This window comes from Paraprevotella clara YIT 11840, from assembly GCF_000233955.1.
GTDB lineage: Bacteria > Bacteroidota > Bacteroidia > Bacteroidales > Bacteroidaceae > Paraprevotella > Paraprevotella clara.
In genome coordinates this window covers 52387-68612 of sequence record NZ_JH376591.1, presented here as the reverse complement: position 1 = coordinate 68612, position 16226 = coordinate 52387, and the positions used below count along the sequence as shown (strand labels likewise).

General features: G+C 48.8%; 11 protein-coding genes and 1 riboswitch. Of the genes, 2 read left to right on the top strand and 9 right to left on the bottom strand.

Features of this window, described 5'->3' with window-relative positions:
- Positions 1-240: 240 nt before the first annotated feature.
- Positions 241-1959: an endonuclease gene (locus tag HMPREF9441_RS03665; RefSeq protein ID WP_008618172.1), complete on the top strand. Its 1719-nt coding sequence runs from the start codon at positions 241-243 to the stop codon at positions 1957-1959.
- 98 nt (positions 1960-2057) lie between these two features.
- Here HMPREF9441_RS03665 and nrdG read toward each other — a convergent pair whose 3' ends face one another.
- The 7 genes from nrdG to pckA form a co-directional block, all read right to left on the bottom strand.
- Positions 2058-2546, bottom strand: a complete 489-nt coding sequence (nrdG, locus tag HMPREF9441_RS03660; RefSeq protein ID WP_008618171.1) for an anaerobic ribonucleoside-triphosphate reductase activating protein — start codon at positions 2544-2546, stop codon at positions 2058-2060.
- Positions 2547-2552: 6 nt separating this feature from the next.
- Positions 2553-4766, bottom strand: a complete 2214-nt coding sequence (locus HMPREF9441_RS03655) for an anaerobic ribonucleoside triphosphate reductase (protein WP_008618169.1) — start codon at positions 4764-4766, stop codon at positions 2553-2555.
- A gap of 129 nt (positions 4767-4895) precedes the next feature.
- Positions 4896-5098, bottom strand: a riboswitch (cobalamin riboswitch).
- Positions 5099-5302: 204 nt separating this feature from the next.
- Positions 5303-6547 carry a porin family protein gene (locus HMPREF9441_RS03645; protein ID WP_008618165.1) on the bottom strand — a complete coding sequence of 415 codons (1245 nt, stop codon included), beginning with the start codon at positions 6545-6547 and terminating at the stop codon, positions 5303-5305.
- Positions 6537-7103 carry an RNA polymerase sigma factor gene (locus HMPREF9441_RS03640; protein ID WP_008618164.1) on the bottom strand — a complete coding sequence of 189 codons (567 nt, stop codon included), beginning with the start codon at positions 7101-7103 and terminating at the stop codon, positions 6537-6539. The genes HMPREF9441_RS03645 and HMPREF9441_RS03640 overlap by 11 nt, the downstream gene beginning before the upstream one ends.
- 30 nt (positions 7104-7133) lie before the next feature.
- Positions 7134-7883 carry a NigD1/NigD2 family lipoprotein gene (locus HMPREF9441_RS03635; protein WP_008618150.1) on the bottom strand — a complete coding sequence of 250 codons (750 nt, stop codon included), beginning with the start codon at positions 7881-7883 and terminating at the stop codon, positions 7134-7136.
- A 157-nt stretch (positions 7884-8040) separates the two neighbouring features.
- The gene (locus HMPREF9441_RS03630; protein ID WP_407946604.1) at positions 8041-10149 is read right to left on the bottom strand and encodes a protein-disulfide reductase DsbD family protein; all 2109 of its coding nucleotides are present in this window, start codon (positions 10147-10149) and stop codon (positions 8041-8043) included.
- 178 nt (positions 10150-10327) lie between these two features.
- On the bottom strand, positions 10328-11932 hold the full coding sequence (gene pckA / locus HMPREF9441_RS03625) for a phosphoenolpyruvate carboxykinase (ATP) (RefSeq protein ID WP_008618146.1): 1605 nt from the start codon (positions 11930-11932) through the stop codon (positions 10328-10330).
- A gap of 244 nt (positions 11933-12176) precedes the next feature.
- Here pckA and upp point away from each other — a divergent pair, with 244 nt between their 5' ends.
- Positions 12177-12836 (top strand): uracil phosphoribosyltransferase, encoded by a 660-nt coding sequence (gene upp, locus HMPREF9441_RS03620; protein WP_008618145.1) that lies wholly within the window; start codon positions 12177-12179, stop codon positions 12834-12836.
- A gap of 307 nt (positions 12837-13143) precedes the next feature.
- Here upp and HMPREF9441_RS03615 read toward each other — a convergent pair whose 3' ends face one another.
- Together HMPREF9441_RS03615 and HMPREF9441_RS03610 are read right to left on the bottom strand one after the other, a co-directional pair.
- Positions 13144-14151: a 2-oxoacid:ferredoxin oxidoreductase subunit beta gene (locus HMPREF9441_RS03615; protein WP_008618138.1), complete on the bottom strand. Its 1008-nt coding sequence runs from the start codon at positions 14149-14151 to the stop codon at positions 13144-13146.
- 24 nt (positions 14152-14175) lie between these two features.
- On the bottom strand, positions 14176-16023 hold the full coding sequence (locus HMPREF9441_RS03610) for a 2-oxoacid:acceptor oxidoreductase subunit alpha (protein ID WP_008618136.1): 1848 nt from the start codon (positions 16021-16023) through the stop codon (positions 14176-14178).
- Positions 16024-16226: the final 203 nt, after the last annotated feature.

Here is a 16226-nt window from a genome sequence, read left to right as displayed (position 1 = left end):
GGTTAATTCATTATGTGCAAAACGGCTTTTTCAATCCGTTTTGCACATTTTATATGATAGAGCTACAGACAGATTTTCCAAGACTTCACATTCTTAAAAATACCGTTTCAAATAATAGAAATGAAATCTGGGGAAGATTTTCCATACAGCATTTCCTTAAATCATAAAATTTATACGCTCCAAATCCATTCGAAAAGGATAATTTCTGTAAATTAGCAAGCTAATATAAAACAACAAGTCATGAAAAGACTCCTATCTTCCTGGACGCTCCTCTGCGTCCTGTTCCAGTTATGGGCACAAATTCCTGCTGGTTATTACGAGTTTGCGACAGGCACTCACGGTTCCGGACTGAAAACCGCTCTCTTCTCCATTATTACCGAACACACGGAGCGAAGTTACAAAGAGCTCTGGACGGACATGCAAAAAACAGATGTACGTGAAGACGGCAGAGTTTGGGATATGTATTCTTCCAGCTCCGACTTCATCTTCATAGACGACCAATGCGGAACTTATAAAAAGGAAGAGGACTGCTATAACCGGGAACACTCATTCCCCAAAAGCTGGTTCAATGATGACTATCCTATGTATACAGACTTATTCCACTTGTACCCCACAGACGGATATGTGAACAACCAAAGAGGAAACTACCCTTTTGGTGAAACCAATGGCGAGAAATACAAATCGAACGGAGGATTCAGCAAACTCGGGAAAAGCACCGTCAGCGGCTACAGCGACATCGTGTTCGAACCGGCTGATGAATACAAAGGAGATTTCGCACGCTCCTATTTCTATATGGTCACCTGTTACGAAAACCGGATAGCCACTTGGAACAGCGACATGCTGGACGGCAAAAGCTATCCGGGTTTTGCCCAATGGGCACTCGACATGCTGCTGCGTTGGGCTGCGGAAGACCCTGTCAGCGAAAAAGAAACAGCCCGTAACAATAAGGTATATGGCATACAAGGCAACCGCAACCCTTACATCGACTTTCCGGGACTGGAACAATACGTTTGGGGCGAGAAGACCCACGTGGATTTCGATCCGGACAATTATGAAGGCGGCGAAGTGAATCCTCCAGCCACAGACGTGGAAAGCCCCACCTTTACCCCTACATCCGGCAGCGTGGACAAGGGAACCATTGTCACAATCAATACGGCCACGGTGGGCGCTTATATCGTCTACTCCCTGAACGGCGGTAACCTACGTACGGAAGAACCACCCGTCTATGTGGAAATCACCGAACCTACCACCATCGAAGCTTACGCTATGAAAGATGATAAAACGAGCGGGACGGTGAATGCCTCCTACACCCTCATCGACACCACACCGGACGAGGGCATACAAATTTTCCGTAAAGTCACATCGGCGGAAGAACTCCAAACCGGAAACCGTTACTTGATTGTATGCGAGGACAAGTCTACCGCCATGGGAGCCATCCAAAAGGACTTCAGAAGTTCTTGCGGCATTACTTTCGAAGCCAACAAGATACACACAGAGGTAGACCATGAAGGATTGCCTTACCAAATGATTCTCGGCGGAACGGAAGGAGCCTACACCTTGTATGACGCCGCATCGCAAGTTTACCTGTCGCTGACCTCGAACGACAACAAGCTGCACGGCGCGGAATCAACTGAAAGCGACAACGCACAGTGGACCATCACCGTAAGCGGCGAACAAGCTTCCATCCAAAACAACGCTTACAAGAACCGCACCATCCAATACAATGCCTCATCGCCCCGTTTCGCTTGCTACAAAAGCGGACAACAACCGGTGTCCCTCTACGTGAACACGACCTCCGGCAGCGGCATCCCGAACATTACCGCCACAGGTGACTCCCTGGTAGACGTATACACCCTTAATGGACAACTCGTACGCCAAAACGTGCAAGCATCCCAAGCTCTGAAAGGACTGAAAAGAGGCATGTACGTCATCAAAGGAAACAAAGTACTGATAAAGTAAACAACTGTTCTCATACCCATCTATAAACAACCACATCCCGCCACGCTTCCGATAAGAGCGTGGCGGGATGTGTATTAAAATGCAGCCCTATTATTATCTCATTGCGCGTACAAAACGACTTCGCCCTCGCGTAAAGAAGCCTGCACGTCAATCAGACGTTGGTTGCGACTACCGCGAAACAACACGTCACGGTCGCGTAAGGATTCCACGTATGGCCCGTCCACCAACACGTCGATGTATTGCAACAGTTCAGCCTGCCGCCTGTCATGCCGCAACCGTTCGAACTTATAACCGGTATAACACCAGATGTTTTTCCCGGTCTCCCGTTTCACGGCTTCCGCCAGTTCGGCAAACCCTTCAGGCTGGAACATCGGGTCGCCGCCGCTGAACGTCACGTCCGCAAACTCGTCGGCCCGGATGACCTGCATGATTTCTTCCGTCGTCATCAGGGTTCCGGCCTCGATGTCCCACGACTGCGGATTATGGCAGCCGGGACAGGCATTGGGACAACCGGCGGCATACACCGTCGTGCGAAACCCCGGTCCGTCCACCGTCGTGTCCTCAACAATCTTTATGACTGAAATCATCGTCGTTTATCGGTTTTCATGCACTACACGGTCATTCAGTTCAGCCAACTTGGCCTTATTCCAACGGTCGGTCGTCCCGACCAAGTAACCGGTAATGCGTTGCAGACGGTCGATATGCTCACTGCCGCATTTGGGACACACTTTCATCTCCGGTTCGGCATTTTCGTATCCGCAGGCCATGCAACGGTTACGGTTGTGGTTCACCGAGCCATAGCCGATATTATACTTGTCCATCATGTCTACCACGCGCATGATGACTTCCGGATTGTGAGTGGCATCCCCGTCGATTTCCACGTAGAAGATATGGCCGCCCCGCGTCAGGTCGTGATACGGAGCCTCAACTTCGGCCTTATGACGGGCACTGCACTTGTAATACACCGGTACATGATTGGAATTGGTATAATACTCACGGTCGGTAATACCCGGCAAGACACCGAACTGTTTGCGGTCGCCTCGGGTAAACCTTCCGGCCAACCCTTCAGCCGGAGTGGCCAACACGCTGTAATTATGCTGGTAGAGTTCCGAGAACTCGTTGGCACGGTCGCGCATATAGGTCACGATCTTCAGGCCGAGCTGCTGTGCCTCTTCCGACTCTCCATGATGCTTGCCGGTCAAAGCGACCAAGCATTCGGCCAAACCGATGAAACCGATGCCCAACGTCCCTTGGTTAATCACCGGAGCTATCGTATCGTTGGGCTTCAACTTCTCGCATCCCAACCAAAGCGCGCTCATCACCAACGGGAATTGCTTGGCAAAGGCTGTCTTCTGGAACTCCATGCGCTCATGCAACTGACGGGCCGTGATCTCCAGCATGTGGTCGAGCTTGGCAAAGAAACAGGCGATACGTTCTTCTTCATCTGCAATCTCCATGCACTCGATAGCCAGACGCACGATGTTGATGGTTGAAAAAGAAATATTTCCCCGTCCGATAGAGGTCTTCGGCCCGAAACGGTTTTCAAAGACGCGGGTGCGGCAACCCATTGTAGCCGTTTCATACAAGTAACGTTTCGGGTCGTCGGCACGCCACAGTTCATGCCGGTTGAACGTGGCGTCCAAATTGATGAAATTCGGAAAAAAACGACGGGCCGTCACCTTGCAGGCATATTGGTAAAGGTCGTAGTTGCGGTCGGTAGGCAAATAGCTCACCCCCCGCTTCTTTTTCCAGATTTGAATCGGGAAGATAGCCGTTTCGCCGTTGCCCACCCCTTCGTAAGTACTACGCAGGATTTCGCGGATGATGCAACGCCCCTCGGCCGAGGTATCCGTACCGTAGTTCACGGAACTGAACACCACTTGGTTCCCGCCACGGGAATGAATGGTATTCATATTGTGGATAAAGGCTTCCATAGCCTGATGCACCCGGGCCACAGTCTTGTTCATCGCATGCTGGAGGATACGTGCGTCGCCGGTCAGACCGTCCAGAGGACGAGTGACAAAGTCGTCCACTTCCTTATGATATAAATGAGAGTAGTCTTCGGCATTCAACTCCTCCAAGACCTTCACTTCTTCGATGAAACTGGCACGCACGAAAGGAGCCAGATAAAAATCAAGCGCAGGAATAGCCTGACCGCCGTGCATCTCATTCTGTGCCGTTTCCATAGAAATACAGGCCAAAATACTGGCCGTCTCGATACGTTTGGCAGGACGGGACTCCCCGTGTCCGGCAGAGAAACCATGCTTCAGGATGTGGTCGAGCGGATGTTGTACGCACGTCAAGCTTTTGGTGGGATAATAATCCTTGTCATGAATGTGCAGATAGTTGTGCTTGACCGCCTCTTTCACCTCTTCGCTCAACAGGTAGTCGTCTACGAAAGGTTTGGTGGTCTCGCTGGCAAACTTCATCATCATGCCGGCCGGCGTGTCGGCATTCATGTTGGCATTCTCGCGGGTCACGTCGTTGGACTTGATATTGATGATCTCCAAGAACATGTCACGCGTTTTAGCCTTGCGGGCAATGCTGCGCTGGTTACGGTAAGCGATATATTTCTGCGCCACATCCTTACGGCGGCTCTTCATCAGCTCCACCTCCACGGCATCCTGAATCTCTTCCACCGTCATCTGTACCTTTCCACGGTTAGCCACGTGTTCGCATATCAAATGAATCAGCTCTTCATTCTCACCGGCCTCAGTATGTACCATGGCCTTACGTACGGCATCACCGATTTTCCGGGCATTGAACCCCACAATGCGCCCGTCCCTTTTCACAACTGTCTGTATCATATTGCATTTATTTTTCAGGCCGAAAAAATCCCTGCCTCCTTTTCCTAAAAGAAGCCCCGTATCTTCGACACTTAAAAGTTTGTATCTTTCTTATTACGTTCCCGCCGTCGTTCCCTTATCCCCGGAGTCCGTACGGCTATGTCACAGGCAGGTCTTCTGACTTACTCTCGTTTCATGTCCTTCCCGTTTCGCCCGACGAAACAGTGGATGCAGTATGTCATGAAACGCATAAAAGAGTTCACAGCAGCGGGTCTGTCGGGGACTCTCACCCCGTTCCCTTTTCACTCTGTCGGCCGACCGGCAAACAGGGCACCTGAACAATGACAAAGGTACACCTTTTCCTTTTTTCGTGCAAGAGTTTTTGCGGTTTTTATTCTAAAGTTTTCCAATTCAAGAATCCACAAAACAATCAATAATCTAATAAACAGAAGATTATAAACTAAACCCTCGCCCACAAGAAGGCCAAAAGTTTTCCAAAATAAAAACCGAACGTACAAGATTATCAGGCCCAACCTCCGGAAAGGAGAAGCTTTATGTCACAAACCGAGAGAAAACCTAAGTCCGAATTCCAAATTAAAATTCAATGGTTTCTCCTTATAAATATTAGAAACAGAACTTCCATTATCAAAATAGTAACTCACTCCCGGCTCCACATACAAACCTACCACCGACGACAAGTTAAACTGCATCCCGGCACTCGCATTTACAGAACATTGCCAAGGTTTTTCCCTCACAGCCTTATGTGTAGACGACTTTATCCTTCCTCGCCACATATAATCCGTTTCCGAATCTCCATCCACGCACTTCTCAGCCATTCCTCCGGCCGACAGATACAAATCCATCCACCGTTTCTTCCACAAGCTGGCCTTAAAGTTCAAGGGAATCCCTACGTATTGTAAGGATTGCCGTACCTTATAACTATAATCTTCTCCCGAAGAAGAAAGACTTGACGAAAGATAAGTATAAGAAAGACCGCTTTCTATGCCGAATCTTTCATTCAAGGCATAACAAACGGACACACCGAACCTGACGGGTTGTTTATGTTTCATCGGGACAAAGTCATCCACATACGGGTGGGCGGACTTTATACCCGCCACCGGATATTTTCCATATCCCATGGTCTCGGGGTGTTCCCAAGAGGGAATAGCTCCCATCAGGGCAACCCCTCCGTTCCCGTGATTCATCACCGATTTTCCGGGTGTATTGGATGCAAAAAGACTTATGGTCAGTAAATGCGAGCTTTCATTCTTAACCTTCCCGACGTTTGCAACCCACTTAGTATGCCGGTCTATCCCGTCAGGATAAGCTTTCTCCATATACTCAAGAGTGTCTTCAGAAACCGTTTTTTCCCTTTCGGCTACAAGTTCTTTCCTCTCTTCCGTTAAAATCTCCTGACCTTCCTCTGATACGATGGGACGGTCGCAGAAAGTCACCGTATCTTTCCCGAACGGTTTACCACGATATGATTCCTTTTTCACTCTCCGGACTTTTGCCCAAAAGACATCCGACGGCTCCGGAAAAATGTCTTCGGTTTGAATGCGCTTTTCTACAAGAGACGTAAAAACCGGCCGGCATACGTTTCTTCCCAAGGGCACAACGATCGCCAATGCCGCCGCTATCCCGGCCAGGCGAAGCCATACGGTACGCTTTCCACGAGAGGAGGAGAGGGACAGGCGTCGCTCTTCCAAAGCCTTGTTTATCCCGTCCCACAGCCCGTCGGGAGGGGTGGCCTCGTAACCGTCCAGTTTCTTTTGCCATTCATTCAACCATTTATCTTCCATTGACCTGAGCTTTATATCTTTGAACTTCCTTTGCCAACACCGCCTTTGCCCGATGCAGTTGCGAAGCCGATGTACTCTCTTTTATATTCAGCATCGCCGCAATCTCTTTATGGCTTTTCTTTTCGAATACATACAAATTGAAAACAGCCCTATACCCTGCCGGTAAACGGCAAATCATTTCCTGAAGAACTTCAGAAGGAATGTCCTCCGCATCCGGCTCATCCTCTACCGTATCCGGTACGTCCCACCCATCGTCAAGAGATTCCAACTGCCGGTTGCGCTTCAAGAATTTCAATGACTCGTTCACCACAATACGTACCATCCATCCCCGGAGAGAGCCTTCACCCCTCCACTCGAAACCGTGAATGGAAGTGAATATCTTCACGAAACAATCCTGAAGGACGTCTCTCACATCGTCCATACAAGCCACATAACGGGAACATACGGCTGTGAGGCAACCCGCATAGCGACAATATAATAATTTCATCGCTACACGGTCGCCCCGCTGTATATCTCGAACCAAATCCTGTTCGCCTCCGTTTCCGATACGCGTCATTCTGAACGAACGGTTATCTGTCCTCCAACACTATCGTAACATACCTCCTCTTTGCATTTGCTCTATTTGTCTGGCTACGTTTCCTGTCTTTTTTCGGGTACAATAATCGAATTCCGCTGTTCTCCTCCCCCGGAACGACTGCCAAACCAACGTCAGTTTGACCGTACGACCTCCGGTATCGGGAAGCTTCCCTAAATCAAAGGCCACAAGCGCATCGCTTCGCCAACTCCCCGCATCTCCGCAAGCATCGTGACGAAACTCCACCTCATAAGGATTCTCCGGATTACCTCCGGTCAATAAATTCACCTTATGGGCAATCCCCCTATTGCCCCACAAAGTAGAAAAACGCAGCGTCAGATAACCGTCTTCCGCCACAGTCACCCAATCGTCTACGATATCCACCGGGTCATTCCCATACAGCGAATCGTTCACCAAAGCAGAATCCGGAACCGTTTTTTTCGTCAGAATGCTGTCCATCCAGTTTACATAGACCGCACGCGTACAGAAATGCTTTTCCCCATCTACGTCCGTAAAATGAACCAAAGCCCTCACTTCCTTTTCTCCGAAAGGGGAAGAGGACAGATTTACCGGCCAAAGCGTAGTCTCATCGTCCAACTGCAAGAAACAGGAATCCGTTCCGCCCTTGACCGTCACCAAAGCATTCGGACTGAGATAAGGATACCATACATAAACCTCGTCATCATCGTCCGAACAAGACTGAAACAAAACCGGAGCCGCCAACAGGCAGGCCAACACCCATAAGACATGTACTTTCTTCATTTTTCATCCAATTTAAAAATCCGACATTCTGTTTATCAAACCGCGAACCGGCCAAATCCTTGCTCATTCCGATGAAAAATAACGTTAAAAACCAGCCATAAAAATAGGGATGTACCATTTGCATCTGATACATCCCCTGATATTCTCCATACAAGAACTACTTGTTCTTATAATTCTTTAAGCCGGTCTGCAAGAAATCTATATACTTATTGACATCCTCGTCGTACGAATATGACTTGTTCAACGGCTTACCTTCGTTGTCGAGCAATACATAGAACGGCTGGGCATTGGCCCCGAACTTACTGCGTTGCAAATAGCTCCATTTGTCACCTACCGTACGCAAAGTACGTTCCTGACCGTTCTCTGTCACTTTAATAGGTTCCGGCAGCTTGGTCTTCTCATCCACATACAACGTGATTAGCACGTAATCGTTCTGCATGATATCCGCAACCTTCTGGTCGGCCCACACAGCCAGCTCCATCTTGCGGCAGTTCACGCAACCGTATCCGGTAAAGTCTATCATCACGGGCTTACCTTGCCTGCGCGCATATTCCATCCCGGCATCATAATCCATGAACTGAGCCTTCACCTCGTTCTCATAAAGGTTGAAGTCTTGCGTGCTCATCGGAGGCGAAAAGGCACTGATAGCCTTCAGCGGCGCTCCCCACAAACCGGGAACCATGTAAATGGCAAAAGAGAAGGAAACCAAAGCCATAAAGAAACGGGTGACCGACGTACGATGATTGACCACGACATTGCCGGACTCATCATATTCATCTTCATCGTGCGGGAAACGCAGCCAACCGATAAGATAAGCGCCCAACAAAGCAAAAATCACAATCCACAAACTCAGGAAAGCCTCGCGGTCGAGGATATGCCAACCGTAAGCCAAATCTGCCACCGACAAGAACTTCAAGGCAAAAGCCAATTCCAAGAAACCGAGCGTCACCTTCACACAATTCATCCAATTACCGGATTTCGGCATCGTCTTCAGCCAAGCCGGGAACATGGCAAAGAGGGTGAAAGGCAAGGCCAAGGCAATGGCAAAACCCAACATACCGATAGTCGGGGCAAGAATACTGCCCGACGTGGACACTTCTACCAACAGAAAACCGATAATCGGCCCCGTACAAGAAAAAGAAACCAAAGCGAGGGTAAAAGCCATCAGGAAGATGCTCAACAAACCTGTGGTAGATTCGGCCTTATTGTCTACCGCATTGCTCCACGAAGAAGGCAACGTAATTTCAAAAGCACCGAAGAAACTGGCGGCAAACACCAGCAACATCAGGCAGAAAAAGATGTTGAATACCGCATTCGTGGACAGGGCATTCAGGGCACTGGCCCCGAAAATACCGGTAATCACTAAGCCCAAAAGCACATAAATGACCACAATGCTCACACCATACGTCGCCGCATCGCGAATACCTTTTCGTTTGTCTCCCGAACGTTTCAGGAAAAAACTCACGGTCATCGGGATGATCGGCCAGACACAAGGAGTAAGCAAAGCAACCAAACCGCCGAGGAATCCCAACAGAAATATCTTCCACCACGTCTGGCTGGCTGCATTGGAGGCATCTTCACCGAAAGCTGCCAACTCATCAATAACGGGCGTCCAATAGTCGCTTGCCGCCACAGCAGCATTACTACCGGCCACCGCAGAAGGTACGGAATCCGTCACGACCAAACCCGTGGCAACCGTATCGACCCCTCCGATTACGGGCGCATCTGCTTTTTCCTCTTTCTCCACCACCGGCGTATCCGCAGTTTTCTCTTTCTGCTTCTGAGGCTCTGCCACAGCATTGCCGGCCGCAGGCTTTCCGCTTCCGGAGAAAGTAAACTCCACATTGGTGGGAGGCATGCAATTCTCATCGTTACAAGCCCCATAGTTCAGATACCCTTTCACGGAATAAGTAGCGTCCGTAATACGCATTTTCTGCGCGAAAACAGCCGTATTTTCCATATAGCTGACTTCCATCCCGAAAAGATTGTCGTACGCCTTATGCACCTTTCCACGTGCCGTCAGCTTGCCTACCGGCTCCACTCCTTTCTGTTCATCGAAATTAATGGTAGCCGGAGTAGGGCCGCCGTCCGGAATGTCCGTAGAATAGACATGCCAACCCGCTTCCGCCTTTCCGGTAAAAACAATCTCGAATTCAGAGTCAGACAGTTTCTTTTGGGAAACAGAAAAACTTACCGGGTCGTGAAACTGTGCCCAAAGCGGCAAGACCATGACCCATAATAACAGTAATGAGGTTATTTTCTTCATCATCAAGAATAAAGTTTTTAATTGCAAAGATAAAAAAAGTGGGAGGGGTTTAAAAACGAACCGTAAAGAATCTACCTGTTTTTACAGTTTTTTAGTTTTACAACATTCATGCGCCGAAACAAAAAAAGTCTGCCTGAAGAATCCAGACAGACTTTCAATGTTATGCTTTACTGTAAAATTACAACTTCGGACCTGCTGCAACCAAAGCCTTACCGGCTTCGTTACCCGTGAACTTCGCAAAGTTCTTGATGAAACGGGCAGCCAAATCCTCAGCCTTCTTCGTCCACTCTGCAGCGTCAGCGTAAGTGTCGCGAGGATCGAGAATCTTCGGATCAACACCCGGCAACTCCGTAGGAACAACGAAATCGAAGTAAGGAATAGTCTTCGTAGGAGCCTTGTCAATAGAACCGTCCAAGATGGCATCGATGATACCACGAGTATCGCGGATGGAAATACGCTTGCCCGTACCGTTCCAACCCGTGTTCACCAAGTATGCCTTGGCACCTACCTTGTTCATCTTCTTCACGAGCTCTTCTGCATATTTCGTAGGATGCAAGCTCAAGAAAGCAGCACCGAAACAAGCTGAGAACGTCGGAGTCGGTTCAGTGATACCACGTTCCGTACCGGCCAACTTGGCAGTAAAACCAGACAAGAAGTAGTATTGAGCCTGCTGGTCGTTCAAGATAGAAACGGGAGGCAATACACCGAAGGCATCAGCAGACAGGAAGATTACCTGCTTTGCGTGAGGACCCTTGGAAATAGGCTTCACGATATTCTCGATGTGGTAAATAGGATAAGATACACGTGTATTTTCCGTTACGCTCTTATCTGCAAAATCAATCTTGCCGTTAGCATCTACCGTTACATTCTCCAACAAAGCGTCACGTTTGATAGCCTTGTAGATATCGGGCTCGGATTCTTTATCCAGATTGATAACTTTAGCATAGCAACCGCCTTCGTAGTTGAATACGCCTTCGTCGTCCCATCCGTGCTCGTCGTCACCGATTAACTTACGTTTCGGGTCGGTAGACAAAGTCGTCTTACCGGTACCGGACAAACCGAAGAAGATAGCAGAGCTGGTGCCGTCCATGCTGGTGTTGGCAGAGCAGTGCATAGAAGCGATACCGCGCAAAGGATTGAAATAGTTCATCATAGAGAACATACCCTTCTTCATTTCACCACCGTACCAAGTGTTGATGATGACTTGCTCTTTTGAAGTCAAGTTGAAGACTACGGCTGTTTCTGAGTTCAAGCCCAGTTCCTTGTAGTTTTCAACCTTAGTCTTAGAAGCGTTGTAAACCACGAAATCAGGTTCGAAATCCTTCAAATCTTCTTCCGTAGCACGGATAAACATGTTCGTTACGAAGTGAGCCTGCCATGCAACTTCCACGATGAAACGCACTTTCAGGCAAGTAGCCTTGTTAGCGCCGCAGAAACCGTCGACAACAAACAATTTCTTATTTGAAAGCTCCTTCACAGCCAAATCCTTCAATACCTTCCAAGCCTCAGGAGTTACAGGCTTGTTGTCATTCTTATATTCTTCAGAAGTCCACCATACGGTGTTCTCAGAAGTAGCGTCTTTTACGATAAACTTGTCCTTGGGAGAACGACCGGTATAAATACCTGTCATCACATTCACTGCACCCAATTCCGTTACCTGACCTTTTTCAAAACCTTCCAAACCAGCTTTGGTTTCTTCCTGGAACAATACGTCGTATGACGGATTGTGGAGAACCTCAACAGTACCGGTAATACCGTACTTACTCAAATCTAAATTTGCCATTTTCTAAAATAATATTTGGTTAGAAATCAATTCACTATAAAAAAACTTCCTTTTTGCGCTGACAAAATTACAAAGAAATGCGTGCATCTGAAACTTTCGGCATATTATTTTTCTTAATTCAAAAACATTCTTCCGTTAAATTTCCCAAAACCTAAGAACCAAAGCTATATTTGCTACACGGAGTTTACATTTTCAAGAAGTTTTTGTTACTTTTGTTCTCAAGTATATTTAAATCCATCCAAATATGAAAGTAATTAACTTTGCAGAGCAACAAACGGTTGTCAACAGATACATGTCGGAACTCCGGGACGTATGCATACAGAAAGACAGGGCGCGGTTCCGCCGCAATCTGGAAAGAATCGGGGAAGTAATGGCTTACGAAATCAGTAAAACGCTGGATTATTCCGTCAAAGACATACAAACCCCGTTGGGCACGGCGCCCACGCTGTTGTACAACGACCCTATCGTACTGGGAACCATCTTCCGGGCCGGCCTCCCTTTCCATCAAGGCTTCCTGAATGTGTTTGAGGAGGCCGACAACGCATTCGTGTCGGCCTACCGCTTCTACAAAGACAAAGAATGCCACGAAGTGGGCATACATATCGAATATCTGGCCACGCCGGACCTGAACGGCAAAACGCTTATCATCGCCGATCCCATGCTGGCCACGGGCGGAAGCATGGAATTGGGGCTCAAGGCATTCGAGACCAAAGGCATACCGGGAAAAGTGCATTTATGTAGTGCGATAGCCAGCCGGAAGGGCGTGGACTACCTGACGGAAACATTCAAAGACACGGACTATACCTTGTGGTGCGGAGCTATCGACCCGGAGCTGAACGACCACATGTACATCGTCCCGGGACTTGGCGATGCAGGCGATTTGGCCTACGGCGGAAAACTGTAAGAAGTAAAAAAGCATGACGGACGGGGCCTGGCAGAAAGCTGCGCACCGTTCTGCGCCAAACGGTAAATCAATCTCAGGCGAACGATTTTCCAATCTCCTGAGATTGATTTTTCATTTGACGGACAAAAATTTCCGACCTATTGCAGATTGAAAACCAGCACCTTACATAAAAGCAAGCAGATATAACGGATTTTGACAACCGACAGCCCGCCGCCCGCCTATCGAAACAGAAAGACGGAACAAAAAAGGCGGCTGCCCCACGATAAGGAACAGCCGCCTTTTCTTTCCTTTCCCTTTCACGGGGAACTTACTCCTTTACCTCCCAAATATCGTTCGTATAGAGCAGTTCCGTGAAATTGTGATAGGCTTTCTTTTCTTTCACTTCTTCTATCTGCCGGTTGACCGCCTCGTCGTATGTCGGAGCTTCCACATCACGAATCACGCCCAATGCCACCGGAAAATCAGGCCCTTCCATCAGAGCCAACTTCAAGTGCAAGGTGTTGTCCTGGCAATGCGCATCATGCACGAGGATGTCTTTTTCCGTCACGCCGTTCTCTCCTATCTTCACGACCTTCAACCCGAAACCTTCCTGCATCAAGCCGAATTCCTTATTTTCACCGAACAACATCGGCTGGCCGTGTTCCAGATAAATGGCATGCTTGGCACGTCCTTCTTTGGTGTAAACGGTATCGTGCGTCCCGTCGTTGAATATCACGCAGTTTTGCAATATCTCGCACACGGCGGCTCCCTTGTGGGCGTATGCCGCTTTCAGGATTTCCACCGTCCCGGCGGCATCCGTAGCCACGGCACGGGCAAAGAAATGACCACGCGCTCCGAAACATAATTCTGCCGGATTGAACGGGTCTTCCACCGTCCCATAAGGAGAGGATTTACTGACGAATCCTCTCGGAGACGTCGGAGAATACTGCCCTTTCGTGAGACCATAAATCCGGTTGTTCAGCAGAATCATATTGATGTCCACGTTGCGGCGGACGGCATGGATGAAATGGTTACCGCCAATGGCCAGACCGTCGCCGTCACCGGAAATCTGCCACACGGTGATATCCGGATTGGCCACCTTGAAACCGGTGGCAATGGCGGCGGCACGTCCGTGAATCGTCTGCATGGCATACGTATTCATATAATAAGGCAGACGGCTGGAGCAACCGATACCTGAAATCACGGCTGTCTCGTAGGGAGGCACTCCGATTTCGGCCATAGCCTTGTGCAAAGAAGCCAGAAAAAAATGGTCTCCACACCCGGGACACCAACGCGGCAATCCCTTTTTATAATCTTTTGCTGTATATTCGCTCATTTTCTTTTATTCTTCTAAGTTTGACTATTTGTTGTAAATCTCGGTAAAGGCTGCCACCAACTCGCTCACGACAAAAGGCTGGCCTTTCACCTGATTGAACTGATAGGGCACGAAACCGTCTACTTTCATACGCAGATATGCGGCAAATTGCCCTAAGTTCTGCTCGGCTACCACGACTTTCTTATACCGCTTCAGCACTTCCGCCGTATTGGCAGGCAAGGGGTTCAGGTAAGAGAAATGAGCCAAAGCCACTTTCTTGCCTGTAGCCACCATTTCATCCATGGCCGAATGCAAATGGCCGTAAGTACCGCCAAAGCCTACTATCAGCAGTTCGGCATCGTCCACGCATCCCTGCACCTCCACATCAGGCACCGGAATTCGGGCCACTTTCTCTGCACGCAAACGACACATCTTGTCGTGGTTCTCGGGATCGGTGCTGATGGCTCCTGTCCGGCCGTCCTTCTCCAACCCACCGAGAATATGCATATACCCTTCTTGTCCGGGTATGGCCCAGTAACGCACTTGCGTGTCGGGATTACGCATGTACGGCGTGTAGCTCCCGGCCATTTCCGGAGTGACGTAAGGGGGACAAATATCGGGATAATCGTTCAAATCGGGCAGTTTGAAAGCACCGGAACCGTTGGCCACAAAGGCATCGGTGAGCAACACCACCGGCGTCATGTGCTCCAAAGCCATCTTCGAGGCATAATAGGCCGCATCGAAACAATTCGTAGGCGAAGTGGCTGCAATGACCGGCATCGGCGATTCGCCGTTGCGTCCGAAGAGGGCTTGCAACAAATCCGTCTGCTCGCTCTTCGTGGGCAAGCCCGTGGACGGGCCTCCGCGCTGCACGTTCAGTATCACCAACGGCAATTCCGTAATCACGGCCAGATTCATGGCTTCCGATTTCAAACATACGCCAGGTCCCGAAGTAGAAGTCACTGCCAATGCACCGGCAAAAGAAGCACCGATGGAGGAGGCACAACCGGCAATCTCATCCTCGCACTGCACCGTGGTCACGCCCAAACTTTTATGTTTGGACAATTCATGCAGCACGTCCGTAGCCGGCGTAATGGGATACGACCCCAAGAAAAGCCGCTTGCCGGCTTTCTCGGCCGCAGCGATAAATCCGTATGCAGTAGCCTTATTGCCCATGATGTCCATATACTTACCGGGCTTTTTCGTCTTGGATTCCACTTTATAAGTATGGGCCACAGAGGCATGCGTATTTGCCCCGTAATCATATCCGGCCTGGATAACCTTTATATTGGCTTCTGCCACGGCGGGCTTTTTGGCAAATTTCTCACGCAACATATTGAACGCTATCTCCAGGTCGCGGTTGAACAACCAGCACACCAGTCCGAGCGCAAACATGTTACGGCATTTCAAAATAGCTTTGTTTTCCATGCCCGAGTCAGCCAGGCAGGCTTTGACCATCTGGGTGATAGGGGCAGCAATCACATCGTTTTTGATGCCCAACTCTTCTATCGGATTATCCGTCGTGAAAGCGGCCTTCTGCAAATCTTTGGCCTGGAAACAATCGGTGTCGATAATAATACATGCTGTAGATTTGGCATATCTGTACTGGGTCTTTAATGCTGCCGCATTCATCGCCACCAACACATCGCACTTATCGCCCGGTGTGTACACGCGCTGGGCACCAATGTGTACCTGAAAACCGGAAACTCCTGTCAACGACCCCTGCGGAGCCCGGATATCAGCCGGATAATCGGGAAACGTACAAATGTCATTTCCTACCGTCGCCGAGACCGTAGAGAAAATATTCCCGGCCAACTGCATACCGTCGCCGGAATCACCAGAGAAACGGACCACTACCTGGTCCAGCTCTTTTACTTCTAATCTATCAGCCATACTTTTTGTAGCATTTATATGATTACTGTATATTCTTTCTACCTTAGGAATGCAAATATCGCAAAGATATGTTTAAAAACAAAATATTTTGCTGTTAAAAGCATTCCGGAATACAGATTATACTATAAAATCGTAATCTAAAAGCTTATTTATATAGCATTTCATCGTACTTCTCTCACTTTTCAAAAGCATAAAGTTCGCAA

Coding starts and splice junctions, on each gene's coding strand:
- HMPREF9441_RS03640 (WP_008618164.1), bottom strand. CDS start 7,103: ATGACGCGTATCGGAAACGGAGGCGAACAGGATTTGGTTCGAGATATA.
- HMPREF9441_RS03615 (WP_008618138.1), bottom strand. CDS start 14,151: ATGAGCGAATATACAGCAAAAGATTATAAAAAGGGATTGCCGCGTTGG.
- nrdG (WP_008618171.1), bottom strand. CDS start 2,546: ATGATTTCAGTCATAAAGATTGTTGAGGACACGACGGTGGACGGACCG.
- HMPREF9441_RS03655 (WP_008618169.1), bottom strand. CDS start 4,766: ATGATACAGACAGTTGTGAAAAGGGACGGGCGCATTGTGGGGTTCAAT.
- HMPREF9441_RS03665 (WP_008618172.1), top strand. CDS start 241: ATGAAAAGACTCCTATCTTCCTGGACGCTCCTCTGCGTCCTGTTCCAG.
- HMPREF9441_RS03645 (WP_008618165.1), bottom strand. CDS start 6,547: ATGGAAGATAAATGGTTGAATGAATGGCAAAAGAAACTGGACGGTTAC.
- HMPREF9441_RS03635 (WP_008618150.1), bottom strand. CDS start 7,883: ATGAAGAAAGTACATGTCTTATGGGTGTTGGCCTGCCTGTTGGCGGCT.
- HMPREF9441_RS03610 (WP_008618136.1), bottom strand. CDS start 16,023: ATGGCTGATAGATTAGAAGTAAAAGAGCTGGACCAGGTAGTGGTCCGT.
- pckA (WP_008618146.1), bottom strand. CDS start 11,932: ATGGCAAATTTAGATTTGAGTAAGTACGGTATTACCGGTACTGTTGAG.
- upp (WP_008618145.1), top strand. CDS start 12,177: ATGAAAGTAATTAACTTTGCAGAGCAACAAACGGTTGTCAACAGATAC.
- HMPREF9441_RS03630 (WP_407946604.1), bottom strand. CDS start 10,149: ATGAAGAAAATAACCTCATTACTGTTATTATGGGTCATGGTCTTGCCG.